11 protein-coding genes and 2 pseudogenes are annotated in these 19,039 nt (G+C 61.3%); 5 read left to right on the plus strand and 8 right to left on the minus strand.

Annotation, left to right across the window (positions count from 1 at the left end):
• Window positions 1-57: 57 nt before the first annotated feature.
• From BTO20_RS37210 to BTO20_RS37225, 4 genes are all read right to left on the minus strand, one after another.
• The gene (locus BTO20_RS37210; protein WP_087083416.1) at window positions 58-273 is read right to left on the minus strand and encodes a hypothetical protein; all 216 of its coding nucleotides are present in this window, start codon (window positions 271-273) and stop codon (window positions 58-60) included.
• Between the two features lie 42 nt (window positions 274-315).
• Window positions 316-1,389 (minus strand): FtsK/SpoIIIE domain-containing protein, encoded by a 1,074-nt coding sequence (locus BTO20_RS37215; protein ID WP_087083418.1) that lies wholly within the window; start codon window positions 1,387-1,389, stop codon window positions 316-318.
• A 392-nt stretch (window positions 1,390-1,781) separates the two neighbouring features.
• Window positions 1,782-2,063: a type II toxin-antitoxin system RelE family toxin gene (locus BTO20_RS37220; protein ID WP_087083420.1), complete on the minus strand. Its 282-nt coding sequence runs from the start codon at window positions 2,061-2,063 to the stop codon at window positions 1,782-1,784.
• Window position 2,064: 1 nt separating this feature from the next.
• On the minus strand, window positions 2,065-2,346 hold the full coding sequence (locus BTO20_RS37225; RefSeq protein ID WP_087083422.1) for a type II toxin-antitoxin system Phd/YefM family antitoxin: 282 nt from the start codon (window positions 2,344-2,346) through the stop codon (window positions 2,065-2,067).
• 142 nt (window positions 2,347-2,488) lie between these two features.
• On the opposite strand from BTO20_RS37225, the gene BTO20_RS40060 reads away from it, so the two are divergent.
• Complete coding sequence (locus tag BTO20_RS40060; RefSeq protein ID WP_198344622.1) at window positions 2,489-3,694, plus strand: helix-turn-helix domain-containing protein; 1,206 nt, start codon at window positions 2,489-2,491, stop codon at window positions 3,692-3,694.
• A gap of 809 nt (window positions 3,695-4,503) precedes the next feature.
• On the opposite strand, the gene BTO20_RS37235 is transcribed toward BTO20_RS40060, so the two are convergent.
• Window positions 4,504-5,823: an Nramp family divalent metal transporter gene (locus BTO20_RS37235; RefSeq protein WP_087083424.1), complete on the minus strand. Its 1,320-nt coding sequence runs from the start codon at window positions 5,821-5,823 to the stop codon at window positions 4,504-4,506.
• Window positions 5,824-6,643: 820 nt separating this feature from the next.
• Between BTO20_RS37235 and istA the strand changes: the two are divergent.
• Window positions 6,644-7,821: pseudogene (gene istA / locus BTO20_RS37240) on the plus strand (IS21 family transposase); the annotation flags it as partial.
• A 126-nt stretch (window positions 7,822-7,947) separates the two neighbouring features.
• Here istA and BTO20_RS37245 read toward each other — a convergent pair.
• Both BTO20_RS37245 and BTO20_RS37250 read right to left on the minus strand, forming a co-directional pair.
• Complete coding sequence (locus tag BTO20_RS37245) at window positions 7,948-9,561, minus strand: FAD-binding oxidoreductase (RefSeq protein WP_087083426.1); 1,614 nt, start codon at window positions 9,559-9,561, stop codon at window positions 7,948-7,950.
• A gap of 624 nt (window positions 9,562-10,185) precedes the next feature.
• Window positions 10,186-10,797: a TetR/AcrR family transcriptional regulator gene (locus tag BTO20_RS37250; RefSeq protein ID WP_087083477.1), complete on the minus strand. Its 612-nt coding sequence runs from the start codon at window positions 10,795-10,797 to the stop codon at window positions 10,186-10,188.
• A gap of 86 nt (window positions 10,798-10,883) precedes the next feature.
• Here BTO20_RS37250 and BTO20_RS37255 point away from each other — a divergent pair.
• The 3 genes and pseudogenes from BTO20_RS37255 to BTO20_RS37265 all read left to right on the plus strand — a co-directional run.
• Window positions 10,884-11,738, plus strand: a pseudogene (locus tag BTO20_RS37255) (sterol desaturase family protein); the annotation flags it as partial.
• A gap of 975 nt (window positions 11,739-12,713) precedes the next feature.
• Complete coding sequence (locus BTO20_RS37260) at window positions 12,714-13,130, plus strand: MmpS family transport accessory protein (RefSeq protein ID WP_087083430.1); 417 nt, start codon at window positions 12,714-12,716, stop codon at window positions 13,128-13,130.
• Window positions 13,127-16,024 (plus strand): MMPL/RND family transporter, encoded by a 2,898-nt coding sequence (locus BTO20_RS37265; RefSeq protein WP_087083432.1) that lies wholly within the window; start codon window positions 13,127-13,129, stop codon window positions 16,022-16,024. The genes BTO20_RS37260 and BTO20_RS37265 overlap by 4 nt, the downstream gene beginning before the upstream one ends.
• A 1,614-nt stretch (window positions 16,025-17,638) precedes the next feature.
• Here BTO20_RS37265 and BTO20_RS37280 read toward each other — a convergent pair.
• Window positions 17,639-19,015 carry an NADP-dependent succinic semialdehyde dehydrogenase gene (locus tag BTO20_RS37280; protein WP_087083479.1) on the minus strand — a complete coding sequence of 459 codons (1,377 nt, stop codon included), beginning with the start codon at window positions 19,013-19,015 and terminating at the stop codon, window positions 17,639-17,641.
• Window positions 19,016-19,039: the final 24 nt, after the last annotated feature.

Here is a 19,039-nt window from a genome sequence, read left to right on the forward strand (position 1 = left end):
GACACGCCGAACCACCGCTGCCAACTGGGCACTTTCAATTAGCGAGACTGAGCACTTTCACTTAGCGCCATCAACGGCGACTCCTGGCGCGAACACCCCCACCTGGCCACACTCATCCCCACCCAACAGCAGCAGCGCGACCACCCCAACCACAGCCACCAGCAGAACCACCACGAACAGGGCAACGGCGGGTTGACTGCCGAGCAGGAGCAGTGGTGGACCGAACAGCAGCAGCGCCGGCGCCAGCGCAGCGACCGCCGCGCCGACGAACAAGGGCTGAGCCGCTGACTGCCCCGGCCCCGGCGACCTGAGCGCCTAGACCCGCTCCTGGCCGGGCGCAGCGGGGGAAGGGGGAGCAGCTGCGGACATCGACTCGATGCGCCGCCAAAGCCCGCGCGTCTCTTCAGATTTCATCTTCGGAAAGACCCTGACCGGGGTCAGCCCCTGACCGTCGTCGTCGCCGCCGTGCGCGGTCGCCAGACACCCTGCTCCCGGCCCCAACATGTCCAGCGAAGACAAGGCGCCGGGTGACAAGGGCCAGCCGCTGCCGGTGGGTCCCAACAGCCAGGGGTCGATCTGTCCAACAATGCGCGACAACCCGCGCGAGTCTGGCTGTGCCGGAGCCGAGTCCACCGTGACCACCAGTCGCATTCCCAGCGCGCGACCTGTGCGCCCTACCGCCTCGATAACCTCAGCCACCGCGGGATGCTCATCCATGAGCCTGTCGACGTCGGTGAGGATGATCAGCAAGTCCGGCAGCGGGGCAGCTCCGTCCTCCGCTGCTTGACTGCGGTAGTCGTAGACGTCCATGCAGTGGGTCAGTCCGAGTAGATGGTGGCGCCGACTCATCTCCTGCTGCAGGAAATCAACCAAGGCGGCGGCGTTGGGACGGTCCTGACGCACATTCTGGGCGGTGAAGGCGAGGTGTGGGAACTTCGTAACTGCGGCCAATGTGCCGCCGTCGGTGGAGTCGGCCAAGGCGAACTGCAGCCGCTCCGGTCCATGCCATGCAGCCAGGCTGGTCACCATGGTCTGCAGGACAGCTCCGGTGTCGGGGCCCCAGCCCACGAGCCCGAGGTGGACGCCATCGCCGCCCAGCGCCCGCTGCACCAGGTCAACCCACACCGCTTCGGGCTCGTCGCCCGGAATCAGCTGGACGCCGATCGGCCACCGTAAATGGTGTGATGCCAACGTGTTCGACCAACGTGTGGCCAACGCTTCGGCGCTGGGAACGCCGCCCACCAGGCGCAGCCATTCCCGCTCGGTGGGCGCACCTGCAGTGCTCGATAACGTGGCCTGCACTGCCGCGAGGGCCTGCTGGTAGCGCACCCCAGGATGGGCTTGCATGTATTGGCGGGCCAGCTTCTTCAGCCGGGCGGAATCAGTCATGACAACCTCCTGTCACCGTGCGCGTCGCTGGTGCCGCGACCACCTGCTATCGCGCAGTGCAGAAGGAATGCCACGATCCCTTTGGGGACTGACTGCTCCGATGGTGCAGGGTCGCGGCCCACACCGAATCGCAGCTCCCGCCGCGTGACATGGCGATTGCCACCAATATAACTCCACCCACCGACAAACAACCATTACCTATGCGGCGGGAGGGCAGAGTTGAGGTTCACGGTTCGTAGACCGGCTCGTGCCGAGGTCGTGCTTCTCCTACTTGGCCTTGGTACGTGCGCTCATAGCTTGATGATGCCATTCCGGTGTGACAAACGATTCGTGTCCGACTGGACGGCCCAACTAGATGCAGATAATTCGTCACGGTGACGAAAGTGGCGTCGTCAGAGGCGCCGGTACGCGTCGTCGCGGTGATCGACGCGGTGGATAAACACGGTGCGGGCAGCCTCGTCGATGCGGTACAGGATGCGGTAGGGGCCGCGGCGGGCGCTGAACTGTCCGGCCAGCTCGCGCCGCAGCGGTTTGCCGGCCTTACGAGGCTCGCGCGCGAGATCACCGAAGGCGAACTCGATGACCGCAGACACGATCCGTGGCGGTAGGCGGTCGAGGTCTCGGCGGGCGGTCGCGGTGAATCTGGTCGTGTAGGAGTCATCGTGGCCGCTCACGTCAGCTCGGCCGTTGTGGAACGTTGTAGGCGGAACGGATCTCGTCCGCGCCGTAGGTGCGGCCGGCCGCGATGTCGATTTCGGACGCGGCGACCGATGCGAGGACTCCTGGCTTCGAGAGCCAGTGCAGGGTTTCTTGAATCTCTTCCCACTCGTCGACGCCGATAAGGACTGCGGCTGGCGCACCGTTCTTGGTGATGGTGATCTGGTCGTGCGTCTGTGACACCGCGTCGACGTACTCGTTGATCTTGTCTTTCAGCCGTGAGATCGGCATGATCCTCATACGTTCGACCGTAGGCCTGTATTACACCCTAGTCAAGGCCTAAATTCGGGCCGATAATGTATGTTATGTCGGTTTAACGATACTTAACACACTTGGTTAGTCGCCATTGACACACGTTGTCTTGTGGCTCATGCTTGGTTGCATGACTCCCAGCAGCCGCCTGGTCGACCTGCTCGACTGGTTCAAAAGTGCTCATCCGGACGTCACCGACGCCGAGCTCGCGCGACGCGTCGGTGTCACTCGGGCGAACTTGTCCCAGTGGCGTTCCAATGGTGTGCGCGGATGGCCGGCGCGAGCCACGCTCGACGCGTTGGCCGCGACGATCGGCCGGCCGTATCGAGAAGTGCTCGACGCGGTATTGGCTGACACGGGCTATGCCGACAGCGGCGGCAGCGGCGGCCTGGCCGCGCGACCGTATCGAGTGGTCCTCGATGATGCGGTGCGAGTGCTCACCGAAGCAGCCCGGCTGACCAACCAGCCAGTACGTCAAACCCCTGACGGCTCTTGGGAACCCGACCTCGGCGCTGATGGCATACCGATCGATTGGGCCGCGTTCGTCACCGACGCTCTCGCCGCAGCGGCTGCCAACATCGGTGGCATCGACGCGATCCTGGCTGGGCGACCGGGGTCCTGGGAAGCCGCGGCGGTCCGCGACGTCCTCAATGCTGCTGTGGGCCACGATGAATGGGATCTGTGGCGCCACCGCACCGAACCGGTCAATGTCGTCGTGCACCCCGAACGGATCCTGGCTGACACCGATTCGTCATCGTGGTTCGACGAACTGGATGCCGCCGAGACCGAACTCCAACGCCGAGAGAACGCGATCAGACCCACTCACGTGTACAGCTACCCGGGCCGTGAGCTCAGCACGAAAATGCGGGAGTACTACACCGATCTGGGCGTCGAGATCATCGAAGGCACTCCCCCACCGACACCGACGGTAGCGGAGATGGAGGCAACGCTAGCGGCCGAACAAGACAACCCGACAGACCTCACCCCCGAAGAGCACGCCGCCGAGGACGCTCTAGCGGCTATCGAGGTACTCAGAGGCCGCCTCGAAACCCTTCAGCGCGACGAGCTCGCCCAATACGCGGAACGGATCGCCCAGGCCATTCGGCAGCGTCTCGCGGCGCTCAGGCTGCCCGTTCCGGTGACTGTCACAATCGACCTCGACACTCCCCTGCATGAGGCACCAGAAACGCCGCATGGAACCTGGGCCGTCGGAGCGATCGACACCGCGATCGCAACAACGATCGCGGAAACGCCAACCCCCGAGACGCTGCCCGGCACGCCGCTGCAGCGGGCGGAAGCCGCACTCAACCACGAGGGCGGATCCACCGATGAGTGACCTCGAACCCGCCTCGGCGGCCGTCCCGTGTTTCCCCATGTGGCTTGGCATGACGGGATCCCCGTGTCCGCAAACGGAGCAGCGTGACCATGAGTGACGGCTACTGGTGGTCTGTGTCGACCGGGACACGGGCGAAGCGACCACCTCGGCGCGGATTACCGATAAGGACAAAGCTTGGGCGGAAGCGACGAGGCTTGAACAGCCCAACATCTTCACCACGTCGTCTCCCGCCGGCACAGCACGCCGCGGCGCGACCAGACCTAGCTCCGAGGATTCGGACCTGTCCTGTCTTGCGGTGCCAGTCCTGGATTGTGGGAGGGAGCCGAAACACTCCCCCAGCTTGCTACTTCGGTTTCTTGGCCGGTCCCCCGCTGCTGGGCAGGTAGGCGTCCAGGACGGCCGCGACCATCTCGCTCCCGGTTGGTTTCGCTATGGCCGGGGCGGCGCGCGCGGATCTGTTTGGTCGAACAGTCCTGGAGCGTCTTCATGACCTTGAGTTCAGCCGTTGTGGGGCGAATCCGCAGGGGAAGTGGCGTTTCGGATCCTGAAATCGCGGGGCGCGTCTAGCCATGGGAACAGGTCGCCAGGGTTGGGCCCAGGTCGGCGAGCGACGATCAGTGCTGGGAGCTCGTGTGCGTGCTGGCACACAGTGCGTTGTTGAGTACGACCATCGTGTGGGCAGCTCCTCAGACGATGGAAACTCGTTGCACGACCGCGCTTTCCCCGTAACCCACCCAACAGAGACGAATCGTCACGGTGACGAACTCAGCCCTCGCCTGGAAGCCCCGTCCGATGCGAGTTAGCACTTCTTACCCCGTAAGCGTCCGTACGATCCCGACCAGGCCGTGTGCGGCAATAACAAGGGATACGAGCGCAGCTGCGGTCATGATGACTAACAATCCTGACTGCCATCGACGAACGAATTCAGCGGGCAAAAATCGGGTGCTACCGGTGAGACGTATCAGCCCGATAAGCATGAATGGTGTGGCTACCAGCGGGATCGTGACGGCAACAATGGCGAGGACCACCATGTTGGGCGCCCAGGGGGTAGCGCAAAGCAGCGGCAATACGAGCCCCAGGACAGTCAGCCGCTTAATGATTGGGCTCTTGTCTATATCGGTATTACGTTCGTGACGCGAAGGAAAGGCATTACGTAACGCATCGACGACTGCCCTGCTGAAAAGGAAAACCGTACCAACTACGGATGTAAATGAGGCAAAGAAGATTGCAAGCCACAGAAGTGGCGGCCCAATGTCACCAACTGCAAGTCGCATCAACTTGGCGAGATCATCGGTATCGCTGATAGCGAATCCGGAACCGTGCGCAGTCTCTGCGGCGACAACCCATATGCTGAAGTCGATGATGGCAATAGCTACGATCGATACCAGTAGGTCGAGCACTTGCGTAGCACGATGGCCTGGACTACGCCAGCCCTTCTCGTAAATTGCATAGTTGTAGATTATCGCCGCGGGGGTGACTCCAGCTACCCCAATTAGTGCAACCACGACGTAAAGAGAGCCAAACATGCCCTTTTCGGACGGCACGCTGAACAACAGTCCCTTAACCAGCGCCAGCAGGGAGGGCCCTTGGGAGATCGCGGTAAAAACGAAGGTGCCCACGAGTAGCAGCACAACTAACCGGCTGAAATTCTCGACAATTGCATAGGCCCGCTTGGCTCTCAGCATAAACGCTGCAAGTGCCACTGTTGCCACCGCACCGATGAATTTGGCAGAAGATGAGCTGGATCCGATGAGTTCGGCCAACGCAGTGCCCGCGGCAGGCACGTAAAAAGCGCCGTACGCAAATATGCCGAGCAGGAGGCCCAGCCCCGTAGCCAAAGGGAAAACTCGTCCCAGTTTGCCAAAACCCTGCATGATCGTCAGCCCTTGTCCATTAAGGAGCTGATACTTCGACATCATGAACATGAAAAAGAACTTGCTGAGCAAGACTAATGCAAAGCCCCACATCAAGGCGTAACCATAGTTCGCCCCAGCGACCGTTACATCTATAAGCTCGCCGGCTCCGAGCAGAGTCATCGCCGCGACGAAACCAGGGCCAATCTGCTTTACGTGCGATACCCATCTAGGCAATTTTCCGGCCGGCTGCGCCGTTTGGGTGGACTGTTCCATACTCTCTCCTTCGTTCGAATGGGCGAGCGCGCGAAATACGCACGCTAACTTTGCCCTCAGAGCGGCAAAAGTTTAAAACGGGTACCGGCACGTAGCGGCAGGCTCAAATGAATCCGAAACAGATAAAGGCCGGTTCAGGGATTGTAGGAATAGATTCTTGAATCCGACTGCCCGGTCTGAAGTCTGCCGTCTATAGCGGCAAGCGCAATTGGCGCACTGAAGGATCGCCGCGTTGACGCTCAGCAACATGGCGGCAGGCGCCTTCGAAAGCTCCCTACGACTCTTCAGAGCGTGACGCTTGAGCTGGGCTTGCTGTCATAAGTCCGTCATCGTCCTTTCGTTCGATTGACACGAGACTTCACTTCGGCGTGGATTGCTGGTGCGCCGAGTCGGGATCGGCGACGTGGCGGCGGGGTAGTCACTCCGTCTCCGTCTGGTTCGGTCAGACCACTTGCAATGGTATGACTGGCATCACACTTTCCGCAAGACTTTTCCGGAATACAGAAGATGATTTCGCATCATGGACTGGCAATGGTTCGGCTTGCCGGCTTGGCGCTGCTTCCAGTCATCACATGTGGCGTGGAACGTTCGCTGGCGGGGCGCTCGCGGTACGGCCCCTTGGCCCGACGTTGAGGTGAAGCCCAGGATTCGCGTGCGGATTCAGCTGCCTCGGACATTGCTGTGGCTTGTCCGTGGCGATCAAAACAGTTTTGGCCGGCTAAAAGTATCCACCCCGTGTTCGTCGTGTCGATCAGGAACTGCGGGGTTCGATGGTGACGGTGAAGGCGCCAACCAATCGCCGCCAGCACCGGGGAGATCCATTGAAGTCCGCGAAGGACGTATGGTCATCATTTCTGCCTCCCAACAGCTCGGGTCGTATCGGGCCGCCGCTGAGGAGTGCGGCACCACCCACCGCACCGTCAAGAAGGTGGTGGATAAATTCGAAGCCGACCAGGCCGGCGTGCCGTCGCCGCCACGGGCCGAACGGGCACACAACTACGATTCGGTGGCCGAGCTGGTCGCCGAACGGGTCGAGGAATCACACGCTCGGATCTCGGCCAAACGGTTGTTGCCGCTCGCCCGCGCCGGGGCTACGAGGCTTCCGCACGCAACTTCAGGCGGCTGGTCGCCGATGCGAAGGCGTTGTGGCGCAACGAGAATCACTCTGGCAGGCGTCCGGCGGTTTGGTCACCGGGCGGGTACCTGGTCATCGACTGGGCCCAGGCCGCACCGGGGCTGATCCTGTTCTGCGCCGTGCTGGCATTCTCCCCATGGGGGTTCGTGCGCTTCGCCACCGACCAGAAGGCCTCCACGACGCTGGCGATCATCGCTGAGGCGTTGGCCGCGATCGGCGGCGTCCCGGCGCGGGTCCTGGCCGACCGGATGGCCTGCCTCAAAGGTGGTGTGGTCGCCAACGTGGTTGTCCCGACGCCGGACTACGTCCGCCTGGCCAGCCACTACGGCTTCGCCCCGGACTTCTGCCACGCCAACGATCCCCAGTCGAAGGGCATCGTGGAGAACCTGTGCGGTTACGCCCCAGGCGATCTCGCGGTTGCCACTGCTGACTCAGGCTGGTGTCGACGGCGTGGCTGTTGAAATACGGTCAGCCAACACCGCCGCGGCGGCGTGGTGCGTCGAGGTCAACGCCCTGGAGCACTCGGAGATCGCGGCCGTTCCCCGACGAACGCCTGATCTCCGAACGTCAACTGCTGCAACCACTCCCATCGCTGCGCCTGCAGATCGGCGCGGCCTTGGTGCTACGCAGGGTCGACCGCCTGTCCTGCGTGCGCTACGGATCCGCGCGCTACTCGGTACCCTCCCGACTGGTCGGCGCCACCATGGCCGTGGTGCCCGATCACGGCGCGGTCTGCCTGGTCGAACCCTCCACCGGGATGATTGTGGCCGAACACGAACTCGTCGCCCTCGGTAACGCGTCGATCCTCGACGCGGACTAACGACGGTCCGCGGCCAGCACCCAGCCGTGGCCCGCGCCCGAAAACCAAGATGATGTCAAGGTCAGCGCGGGAAAAGCGCCGGAAAGATCGTCACATCCCTGACGATCACGGCTCCGATTACCGGCGCAGTGTCGGCGATCAATGGTGCCACGATCGTCGAGAGACCGGATCATCTGAGCGGGGCAGGGTCAATGACTACACCGGGGTTGAGGATTCCTGCAGGATCGAGCACGGTCTTGCTGACCTGTAGGGCGTGAGCGAACAGGTCGGACCGCTGTCGGTCGTACCACGGGCGGTGGTCGCGGCCGACGGCGTGATGGTGGGTGATGGTCGCTCCTGCGGCGGACAAAGCCTCAGACACCGCAAGCTTGATCTGGTCCCATTGCTCAACGGTGTGCCCCCATCGTCCTGCGGCATAAATACCAAAGTAAGGGGCGGGCCCATCGGGATATATGTGGGTGAATCGGCACGTCACCACGCCTGGGACGCCGACCTGGCGCATGGCGTCCTCAGCGGCGGTATTCACGGCGGCACGAAGGTCGTTGAACCGGTCCCAGGTGCAGGCAGTCTCGAATGTTTCCACAATCATCGACTGGGCGGCGAGCGCGTCGCGTCGGTAGGGCATGCGCAGGAACGCAGAGCGCCATGTGTCTGACGGTCCGCTGCGTGCGACCTGGTCGGCGGTCTCGGTATAGCGCGCCGGCTCCTGCAGTGTGCCGCCGTGGTCGCGGCACAACTCCAACGCTCGCTCCATCCAGGCCGTAAGAGGGTGATCGGCGGACTCGAAGCCCAGCACTAGCACCGCGGTCGCAGAACCGGCGTTGATGAACGCCTCCATCGGATCCAGCAGACGGCAGTTGGCCGGATATAGTCCCGACTGCGCAAGCGATCGCGCGGCGGTTACGCCCGCCTCATAGTCGGCGAAGCTCACCGACGCGGCCGCACGCCACCTCGGTCGATCTTGCAACCGCACCCATGCCTGGGTGATGACGCCCAACGTGCCCTCCGACCCCAGGAATAACCGGTCGTGCGATGGGCCGGCGCCGGAGGCCGGTAGCCGCCTGGACTCGCTGATTCCTGCCGGGGTGACGACCCGCATGGACTCTGTGACGTCGTCGATGTGAGTAAGCAGAGTGGCGTAATGGCCGCCGGCCCGGGTCGCCAGCCAGCCACCGAGCGTGGAGAACTGAAACGACTGCGGAAAGAACCGCAGGGTCAGACCGAATCCCTTGAGCTGCTCCTCCAGGTGCGGGCCGAGAACCCCGGCCTGCACCAAAGCCGCCCGGCTGATGCGGTCGACCTCCAGCACCTTGTTCATCGCTGTCAGGTCAAGGCTCACTGTACCGGCATAAGTGCCACCGACTCTCGGCTCCACACCTCCCACCACCGAAGAGCCGCCCCCAAAGGGCACCACCGCTATACCGACAGTCGCACACCAGTCCAGGACATCGACGACCTCGGCTTCGGTGCGCGGCCGCACGACCAGATCAGGAACATGGTCGAGTCTGCCAAGCAGCGCCCGAACCACATCGCGGAACGACTGACCGTGACTATGAGCCAGTCGGTCTCGAGCATCGTGGGAAGTGATCGACGCCAACCCGCCGGGCGGCCGAACCCTGCTGTCGGGCACCTCGAACGAGTCGATGTTCGGCGCATGGTGAACTGTCAGGTCCGCACCTTCGAATACAGTCCCGACCCGGTTGGTCAGACCTTGCCGCTCAGCTCCGGTGACTGCGTCCTCCTCGTTACCCCACCCCCACCATGATCGCGTCTTATGCGGCATCCGTGCTCCTCGGCTAGATATGACTAGTTAGTAAGTTACCGTTCAGTCAAACCTAGCATCCGCGCTCCGAATGGACGAGCCGTGTGACTCGTCACCCGTCACACCGCGATGAGCGACGTGAGGCTGCGGTCCTCTATGGGCGGTTTCCCGAGGCGCTGCCAGGACGGTCTAGTCCGGGAGCCTCTAGGGCAATGGCGGCGGTACGACTTGCGCGCGCGGCCCGTTGGGGCGAACGCCCCTGCGTACGTGGAGCTAGTGCAACGTCGATACTCCAGCGAAGCGAGGCCTCCCCGAGTGGCTGCCAGCGCGCCACGGTTAGTCAAATGTTGCATCTCTGCAACGAGCGATTTCGGAACGGGTTGGGCGTGCAAAGCCTTCCAGGTCATCCCACATCCCGACGGCCTCCAGGCTCAAATGAAATCTGGATCAAACCAACCCGACCAGAAACGGGTGGACCCGGAAACGGGGATTCGCCTCTCTTTCGCCCGACATTGGGCTACGGACTCTAGAACTGCCTGGACCCATCCCGTGCAAACACGCCAACCACACCGGCCAGTCAGGCCGCGCGACCGGCACCCTCACCTGATCGTGTAGCAGGCCCCGGCAGCGTCACCAATGCAGGTGTTAATGCGGTGCACCAATGGCGGCTAGAATGCGGGCGCTGCGTTTGGTCATCTGCTCAGCAGTCTGTTCGGGATGGACTAACCACCAGTTGACCAAAGCCGTCACTGTACTTGCCCAGACCGCGGCGAGTGCCGACATGTCGAGTGGATCAGTAAAGCCACGCGCGGTGAGAATCGCGCTGACTCCTCGGACCGCCTGCCCATGGATACAGTCCACAACATATTCAGCGGCAATCTTGGCCTCGCTGTTGTCCGGGACCGACCGGTCATAGACGACGTTCCATGCAAGCGGTTGCGTCTGCAACACAGTGAATACCGCTCGCAGGGTCTCTTCGGCCATTTTCATCGTGGGGTCCGCGCTGCCTAACACTCGCTCGATCGCCGTCACGAGTCTGGCTCCCGTTCGCTGCACGCACGCGATATACAGGCCTTCCTTGGACCCGAAGTAGCCGTAAATCAGCGGCTTCGAGATTCCGGCCTGGCTGGCAATCTCGGCGATTGAAGCGCCGGCGTAGCCGCGTCGACCAAACTCGACGATCGCAGCATCGAGGATCTGCTGCTCGCGCTCAACACGCGGAACACCCTTTGTGCCTGCCACATTCGCTGATCCCATTGCTTGCAGCGTACTCAAGCACGGCATTGACCCGCAAACTGACCGTATGGTAACTTACCGTCAGATCAATTCGGTGAGGAGTTTGGATGCTGTCCCAGATGTGGCAACCGCTCAACATGCCCGTGCTGTACGCGGCGCCGGTGTTCTTGGCGTTCATCGCCGTTGAAGCCGCCGCAGTGAAGGCGCACAACCGCGAGCATGTGACCGGCTACCTGCGCAAAGACACCCAAACCAGCCTGAGGATGGGTTTGGGTTCGATTGTGTCTTCACTTTTGTTCAAACTGTCAACACTGCTTGTTTTTGTTTTTCTGTGGACCTACGCGGCACCCTGGCACGTCCCGACGAACACATGGTGGAGCTGGCTGCTGTTGATGGTTGTCGTCGATTTCGCTTGGTACTGGAATCATCGGTTCTCTCACCGCGTCCGAATTGGATGGGCAGGGCACCAGGCGCACCACTCCAGCCAGTATTTCAATCTGACCACCGCGTTGCGGCAGAAGTGGAACCCGTGGTCGGAGGCCATCTTCTGGGCACCGCTGCCGCTGCTGGGCTTTGCGCCTTGGAGCATCTATTCCGCGTTCATGTTCAACTTGATCTACCAGTTTTTCATCCACACCGAGTTAGTTCGCAAACTACCTCGGGCAGTGGAGTTCGTGTTAAACACTCCATCGCATCACCGTGTGCATCACGGCAGTGATCCCGAATACCTCGATAAGAACTATGGCGGAATCCTGATCATCTGGGACCGCGCGTTCGGCAGCTTTCAGGAGGAGCTGCACCGGCCGGCCTACGGACTGACCAAGCCCGTAAACACCTATAACTTGTTCAAGCTGCAGTATGGCGAGTACGCCAACATGGTTGCTGACGTTCGCTGTGCCAAAGGACTGCGCAACAAGCTCGGCTACATCTTCGGGCCGCCCGGATGGCAGCCCGAGCGCCCACGAGCCGTCGAGAACCCGCGTGCGAGAAATCGGGCTGACACAGTTAGAACGCGGTTGGTGCGCACCGCTGGTCGAACGGCGGCCGCCCCATCGACGCCATCCCGATTCCGCACGGCTGCCTCGCATGACTTTGGGCCCGCGCCCTCCGGAGGTCAATGCAAGCCATCACGGCTTGCAGAAGAAATATTGGTATGCCCGACAACCACGGAGCAGAGGCGAGATGTGATCGCGACCGACGTAGACCGATGACGAACGAGGACACCGGATCATAAGAGGGCATAGCTTGCTAGTCTGAAAACGAAAAGCGAGAAGCGGCGCATGTTTGCGCCTGATACTCGCCGGAAACGCTATGACTGGCAATACGCCAGTTGCCGATACTCTTTCGTCCCGTCCCCGTTGAGGCAACGTGCAGCATTCGGTCCCCGCTCGATGAGCAAGCTCAATACTTTGCCACGAATCGTCGTGTTGGCGGGCCGTGTGGTGGGCTAGCGCTGTCAGCTGATCATGACCATTATTGAAGAGATTGGATTCGAACAATTCCACTTGGGAAGAAACGCCGATACGCGGTGCCTACTCGAACATCCGCTTTAAGCCATTTTTCTGCGGCCTGGCTCTAAGCTCTAGAGACAGATAGTTAATGTGCAGCGACGCTGCGCTGCCAATTCGTCTAACGCATCCCTGCGCCGGCGGGCGACGCGAATCCAACGTCAACACTCAAAGTCCGTGTAAGGAGCACAACAGTTAAATACATCGAAGGCATTCACTTTGTCGGATATTCTAACTCTCGGACTCCCCGCCGAACTCGGCGCCATTGGTCGGTCCGATCAGACCGCCGGAAGGCCAAAAAATCATGACGGCCATTGTCACGCGATCCGTTGGATCACACCCTAGCCTCCATCGACCAGCCACTTCCTCCCGGGCAGAGCATAATTCCGCGGAAAGTAACACTCGCGCCGGGGGCGTTCAGTGACGCGGATGATAGGGCGCATATGGATCCCAATTCTGGTCATTGGCGTCATCGCGGCCGGCGCCCTGGCTGTACAGAATGCTCGCTCTGTCTTCGGTTCTCATCCAGTCATAGTGACGCCCAAAGGGGCTGAGAGTGCCGAGGGTCTCAACTCCAAGGTAGTGACGTACGAGGTCTTCGGTTCAGGCGCGACTGCCACCATCAACTACCTCAACCTCGACGGCAAACCCCAGCGTGCTGGGGACGTCAGGGTTCCGTGGTCGTTGACACTGACCACGACGTCGCCGTCCGTATCACCAAACATGTTGGCGCAGAGCGACGGACACAGCATAAGTTGTCGAATCACGGTCGATGACGTGGTCAAAGACGAGAGAACCGCTACAGGCATGAACGCCGAAACCTTCTGCTTGGTGAAGTTCGCATGAGCACACCAGTGGACGAAACACCTACCGGTCCCCTCGCCAGTTCAAGGTATCGGCCGCATCCGCGGATGCCCCGGCTGATCCGCACGTTCGCGGTGGCAATCATCCTAGGATGGATCGCCCTGATCGCAGTGCTCAACACCGTGGTACCGACGCTCGAAGACGTCGGCAAGCTGCGTGCGGTTTCGATGAGTCCCAACGATGCTCCGTCGATGATCGCGACCAAACGTGTCGGCAAGGTTTTCCAGGAGTACGACACGAACAGCGCGGTAATGGTCGTACTCGAAGGGGATCAACCCTTGGGTGGCGCGGCGCACGAGTTCTACGACACGATTGTTCGAGAACTCCGTTCTGATACTAAGCACGTTCAACATGTCCAGGATTTCTGGGGCGATTCGTTCACTGCCTCAGGCGCGCAGAGTGTTGATAACAAGGGCGCCTTCGTCCAGGTGTTCATCTCCGGAGACCAGGGCGAGGCCTTAGCCAACGAGTCGGTTAGGGCCGTGCGCAAAGTGGTCACGGAAACGCCTGCCCCCTCAGGAGTTAACGCATACGTCACGGGCCCAGCGGCAACGTCCACAGATCAGTCTACCGTCGGTGACGAGAGCATGAAGTTGATCGAACTTCTCACCTTCGCTGTCATCACGGTCATGTTGTTGGTCGTCTATCGATCTATCATCACAACACTCATCGTGTTGTTCATGGTAGCCCTTGGGCTGTCGGGTGCGCGCGGTTTGGTCGCATTCTTGGCCTACCACAATATCTTTGGGCTAACTACCTTCGCGACCAATATGGTCGTCACGTTGGCCATCGCCGCGGCCACCGACTATGCGATCTTCCTTATCGGTCGCTACCAAGAGGCACGTCGAGTCGGCGAAGATCGTGAAACGGCGTACTACACGATGTTCCATGGCACTGCGCACGTTGTGCTTGCATCGGGACTCACGATCGCTGGAGCCACCCTTTGCCTGCACTTCACTCGCTTGCCGTACTTCCAGTCGATGGGCATCCCATTGGCAGTGGGCTTGGTGATCGTCGTAGCCGCAGCCCTCACGTTAGGCCCGGCGGTCATATCGGTATGTAGCCGATTCGGCCAGGCGCTGGAGCCCAAACACGCTGGCAAGCAGCGGATGTGGCGTCGGATAGGCACTGCGACCGTCCGCTGGCCGGGCGCAATTCTGGTCGCTGCGGTGGCCGTCTCTCTTGTTGGTTTGCTGACGTTGCCCGGCTACCACACGACGTACAACGACCGCATCTACCTTCCGGGTGACGTCCCCTCGAACGTTGGATATGCGGCTGCTGACCGCCATTTCTCCAAAGCTAGGATGAATCCGGATCTCTTGATGGTCGAGGCAGACCACGATTTGCGAAATCCCGCCGATTTTCTGGTGATCGACAAGATTGCAAAGGCTCTGGCCCGGGTGCACGGTATCGCGCAGGTTCAGACAATCACCCGGCCCGAAGGCAAGCCGATCGAGCACAGCACGATTCCATACTCCATCGGCCAGAACGGCACCGGCCAGCTCATGAACAATGACTACCAACAGACGGTCATCGCCAACATCCTGAGGCAGGCCGACGAGATCCAGGCGACGATCGAGTCGATGACCGAGATGCAGAGCATCACCCAGAAGTTGTCTGAGGTCACGCGAAGCATGTCCCAGAAAACTGCTGTCACAGCGGACAATATGTCCGCTGTGCGGGACCATCTCGCTGACTTCGACGACCAGTTTCGCCCGATACGTAACTACTTCTACTGGGAACCGCATTGCTTCGACATCCCGATGTGTTGGTCGTTGCGCTCGATATTCGAAAGCCTGGATGGCATTTCGACGATGTCGGATGACTTCCAGACGATCGTGCCTGACCTTGATCAGATGGCTGATCTCACGGGACGCATGGTGACGGTGATGCCGTCGATGATCCAGAGCATGAAGAACCAGAAGCAGTTCCTGCTCAATCAGTATCAAACGCAGAAGGCGCAGCAGGACCAGGCCATGGCGCTACTTAAGGGCTCCACGGCGATGGGCGAGGCATTCGACGCGGCGAAGAACGATGACTCCTTCTACCTGCCCCCAGAAGCCTTCGACAACGACGACTTCAAACGTGGCATCAAGTTGTTCCTCTCTCCGGACGGTAAGGCAGTTCGCTTCACGATCATTCATCAGGGCGATCCACTCACTGAACAAGGGACCTCGCGCATCGAGCTTCTCAAGGTCGCAGCCGCCGATGCGATCAAAGGGACACCCCTGGAGGGATCGAGCATCTATCTGGGGGGCAGTGCGGCGACCTACAACGACATGCAACAGGGAGCGGACTACGACTTGATCATTGCCGCCGTTGCCGCGCTCATCCTAATTTTCATCATCATGGTGATCCTTACCCGTGCGGTAGTGGCAGCGGCGGTCATTGTCGGCACCGTTGTGCTCAGCCTGGCTTCTGCATTCGGCTTATCGGTATTGCTGTGGCAGCACGTCATAGGCCTTCCGCTGCACTGGGTGGTGTTACCGATGTCAGTAATTGTCCTGCTGGCAGTCGGCGCCGACTACAACCTGCTGCTGGTGTCGAGAATGAAGGAGGAGATCCACGCCGGGTTGAATACCGGCATCGTCCGGGCGATGGTCGGAACCGGCTCCGTGGTCACTGCCGCCGGCCTTGTCTTCGCCTTCACGATGGCGTCGATGGCGATAAGCACTCTGATCGTCATTGGGCAGGTCGGCACCACCATCGGATTGGGTCTACTGTTCGACACCGTTGTCGTGCGGTCGCTAATGACTCCCTCAATCGCAGCACTACTTGGGCGCTGGTTTTGGTGGCCACAACGCGTCCGGCCTCGCCCCCGTCCTCGACCGTGGCCCCAGGCTTCTGCGCAGATGTGGCGTGTTTCCGCTGAATGAGTCCAGGCAATTCAGGAGTCCTGCAGCCCGATGTCGGGGGCTGGCCGGAAGCGGCATTCCGCCATGGACATCGCACGCAAACTGCGCCGTGCGGACGAGCTGACCGCGGAGGGAAAGACCGGTGAGGAGATCGCCGTGGTTGGCGTGCAAGGCAGTTGGGCTGGCCCGCTGCACCCACTCACACCCAGACATCGATCTGCCGGCCTGGCTGCGTTCGTACGCAGTGCCACAGGTGCTGGCGTTGCGTCGGGTGGTGTTGCTCTACGACAACCGCCGTGAGAAGGTCCACCGACTGCGGCGCGAGGAAGGTCTCCAGATAAATGTGACCCGCCCACACAAGCGAGCCGCGGTGTCACGGGTGTCCCGCCGATCGCCGCTGATGCGCCGAAGGTGGTGTGGGCGATCGACTTCCAGCTCGATTCCACCGTGGATGGCTCACCGTCGTTGACCCGCAGCGAGGTGTCTTTTCGGCCGAAACCACAACGCTGCGTGGCGAATCGGTTCAACGTCCGGTACGGCACCACACACCCCTGACGGGTCAACAGCGTCTGGATCTCGGTGATCGTCAACGGCCGCGCCTCGCCGTCGCCGGCCACCCACGCGGTGATGTGCTCTCCTCGAAACCCAGCAGCTGTTCCCACGCCGCGCCGTGACCATCTGGCCGACCGGGCGTACCGCGTCGGCGACCATCCCGATCACTTCGTCATCGATCGCGCTGACATCGTCGTCGCGGCGCAAACCGGCCGCTTGGGCAGGCCTCGACGTGGCGGCGCACCGGTTTACGGTCCAGGCTGCAATGCTCGGCGATCCTGCGATACCCCAGCGCAGGTAGCCCTTCCACCCCCCCGCCACACCCGCAGCACTTCCCTGGTCTCATTCACACTGACGTCCCGAAAAGCCATGCCCGCCTGCCTCCGTGACGTGATCTGTCACGACGATCGAGCGAACAACATGACATGACCACCGACGCGGCACGACGGTGGTCCTATGACTGGCAATCCAGGGGGTGGTCCCATCACCCTGGCAAAATTAGGTCACCATGGTCCCAAGCTCCTGGCAAACGACAACCGTTAACCCCCGTTAGCCCAAGACTACCCGCCGTGATGCTGTGTGTGCCTCGCTGCCCTGAGGTGGCTCAACGTCGTCGAGGCGGCCGATCCTCTACGGGCCACCGGGTGTCGGTAACACCCGCTGGCATCTACTGAGCCCTGCCTTGGGTTGTCGGTCTTGGGCTGTGTAGCAATAGCGATCGGTGGATCGTTTGTCAGCATCCGGATAGTGCTGCGACACCAGTCGTTGGGGAACGCTCGGCTCTGCGATGATGGCTAGGACTTTGACAAGCAGTGATGCTGTCGTGGTCGTGACCCGGTGACCTCTAGGTTGTTGTGACGAGACCGCACGGCGGTGATCAACCGGACTTTCTTTCAGTTCACTATATCGGCAACCACTCGACGTAACCGAGTGGTTGCCGAGAAGTTGCTACAAGCCTGACATGGAGCGCCGTAGGGTTATTCGAACACGAAACGCTTTCCCGAGTGAGCTACACGTTGGCGCGTCCCCGGGGAGCCTTCGTTCAGATTTTCAGTAGGTCTGCGCGGAGCCCTGGCAATGTCGTTACGCGCCCACCCAGATAGTTTTGAGATTGCAAAATTCACGAATGCCGTGAGCGGAAAGCTCACGCCCGTACCCGGACCGCTTGGTGCCGCCGAACGGGAGCTCGTTGTAGGAGCCGGTCATCCCGTTGATGAACACCTGCCCCGCTTCGAGGTCGCGAGTGAACCGCTTCTGCTCACTGGCGGCGGTCGTCCAAGCGTTAGATCCCAGACCGAATGGCGTGGCGTTGGCGATCTCGATGGCCTCGTCGATGTTGCTAACGCGATAGACGGACGCCACCGGCCCGAACGCCTCCTCTGAATACATGCGCATTTCGGGCGTGATGCCAGCGACCACCGTCGGAGGGTAAAACCAGCCCGGACCATCGGGCACGCGGCCACCGCACAGGAGCTGCGCGCCACGCTCGACGGCGTCGGTTACCAGTTCATCGATCTCGACCCGGCCCTGTTCGGTGGCCAGGGGGCCGACTTGTGTGTGCGAGTCCAGCGGATCTCCAACCCGCAACGCGCGCATCCGACTTACGAATGCGTCGGTGAAAGCGTCGTACACGTCGGTGTGCACGATGAATCGTTTGGCGGCGATGCAAGTCTGACCGTTGTTCTGGATACGGGACGTAACCGCCGCTTCGACTGCTCGATCCAGATCGGCCGACGGCATCACCACAAATGGATCGCTGCCACCGAGTTCCAGCACAGTGCGCTTGACCTCATCACCGCAGATGGCGGCAACTGAGCGGCCGGCCAGCTCGCTGCCGGTGAGTGTTGCCGCGGCTATCCGCGGGTCGCGCAGAACCGATTCCACCTGGCCCGAGGTGATCAGCAACGTCTGGAAACAGCCGTCCGGAAACCCGCCGCGTCGGAACAAGTCCTCAAGGTACAGAGCGGTTTGAGGCACGTTCGACGCATGCTTGAGCAGGACGACGTTGGCTGCCATCAATGCCGGCGCGGCAAACCGGATGACCTGCCAGAGTGGGAAATTCCAGGGCATCACCGCGAGGGTAGGGCCCATCGCCTCGTATCGCGCGTACGCACGCACCGCTCCCACCGACTTGGCTTCCACGGGCTCGTCTGCCAGAAGCTGCTCAGCCTGCTCCGCGAAATAGTTCAGGGCGCGGATGCATTTGTCGACCTCCGCACGTGCCGCCTTCAACGTCTTACCCATCTCAGTCGTCATCAACCGCGCTACATCGGCACTGTCCACGGCCAGCAGATCGGAACTCGCCCGCATCCATGCCGAGCGTTGAGCGAAATCGGTGACTCGGTAACTCTTCCATCCGTCGTACGCACGCCCGATCGTGGCCTCCACGGCGGCGTCGGTGGCCGGGCGAAAGCTTTGGAGCGTTTCACCGGTGGCCGGATTGACCGTCGCAATACCCATCATTCTCCTTATCACGCAGCTTCT

This window comes from Mycobacterium dioxanotrophicus (genome assembly GCF_002157835.1).
In the GTDB taxonomy this organism is placed as follows: domain Bacteria; phylum Actinomycetota; class Actinomycetes; order Mycobacteriales; family Mycobacteriaceae; genus Mycobacterium; species Mycobacterium dioxanotrophicus.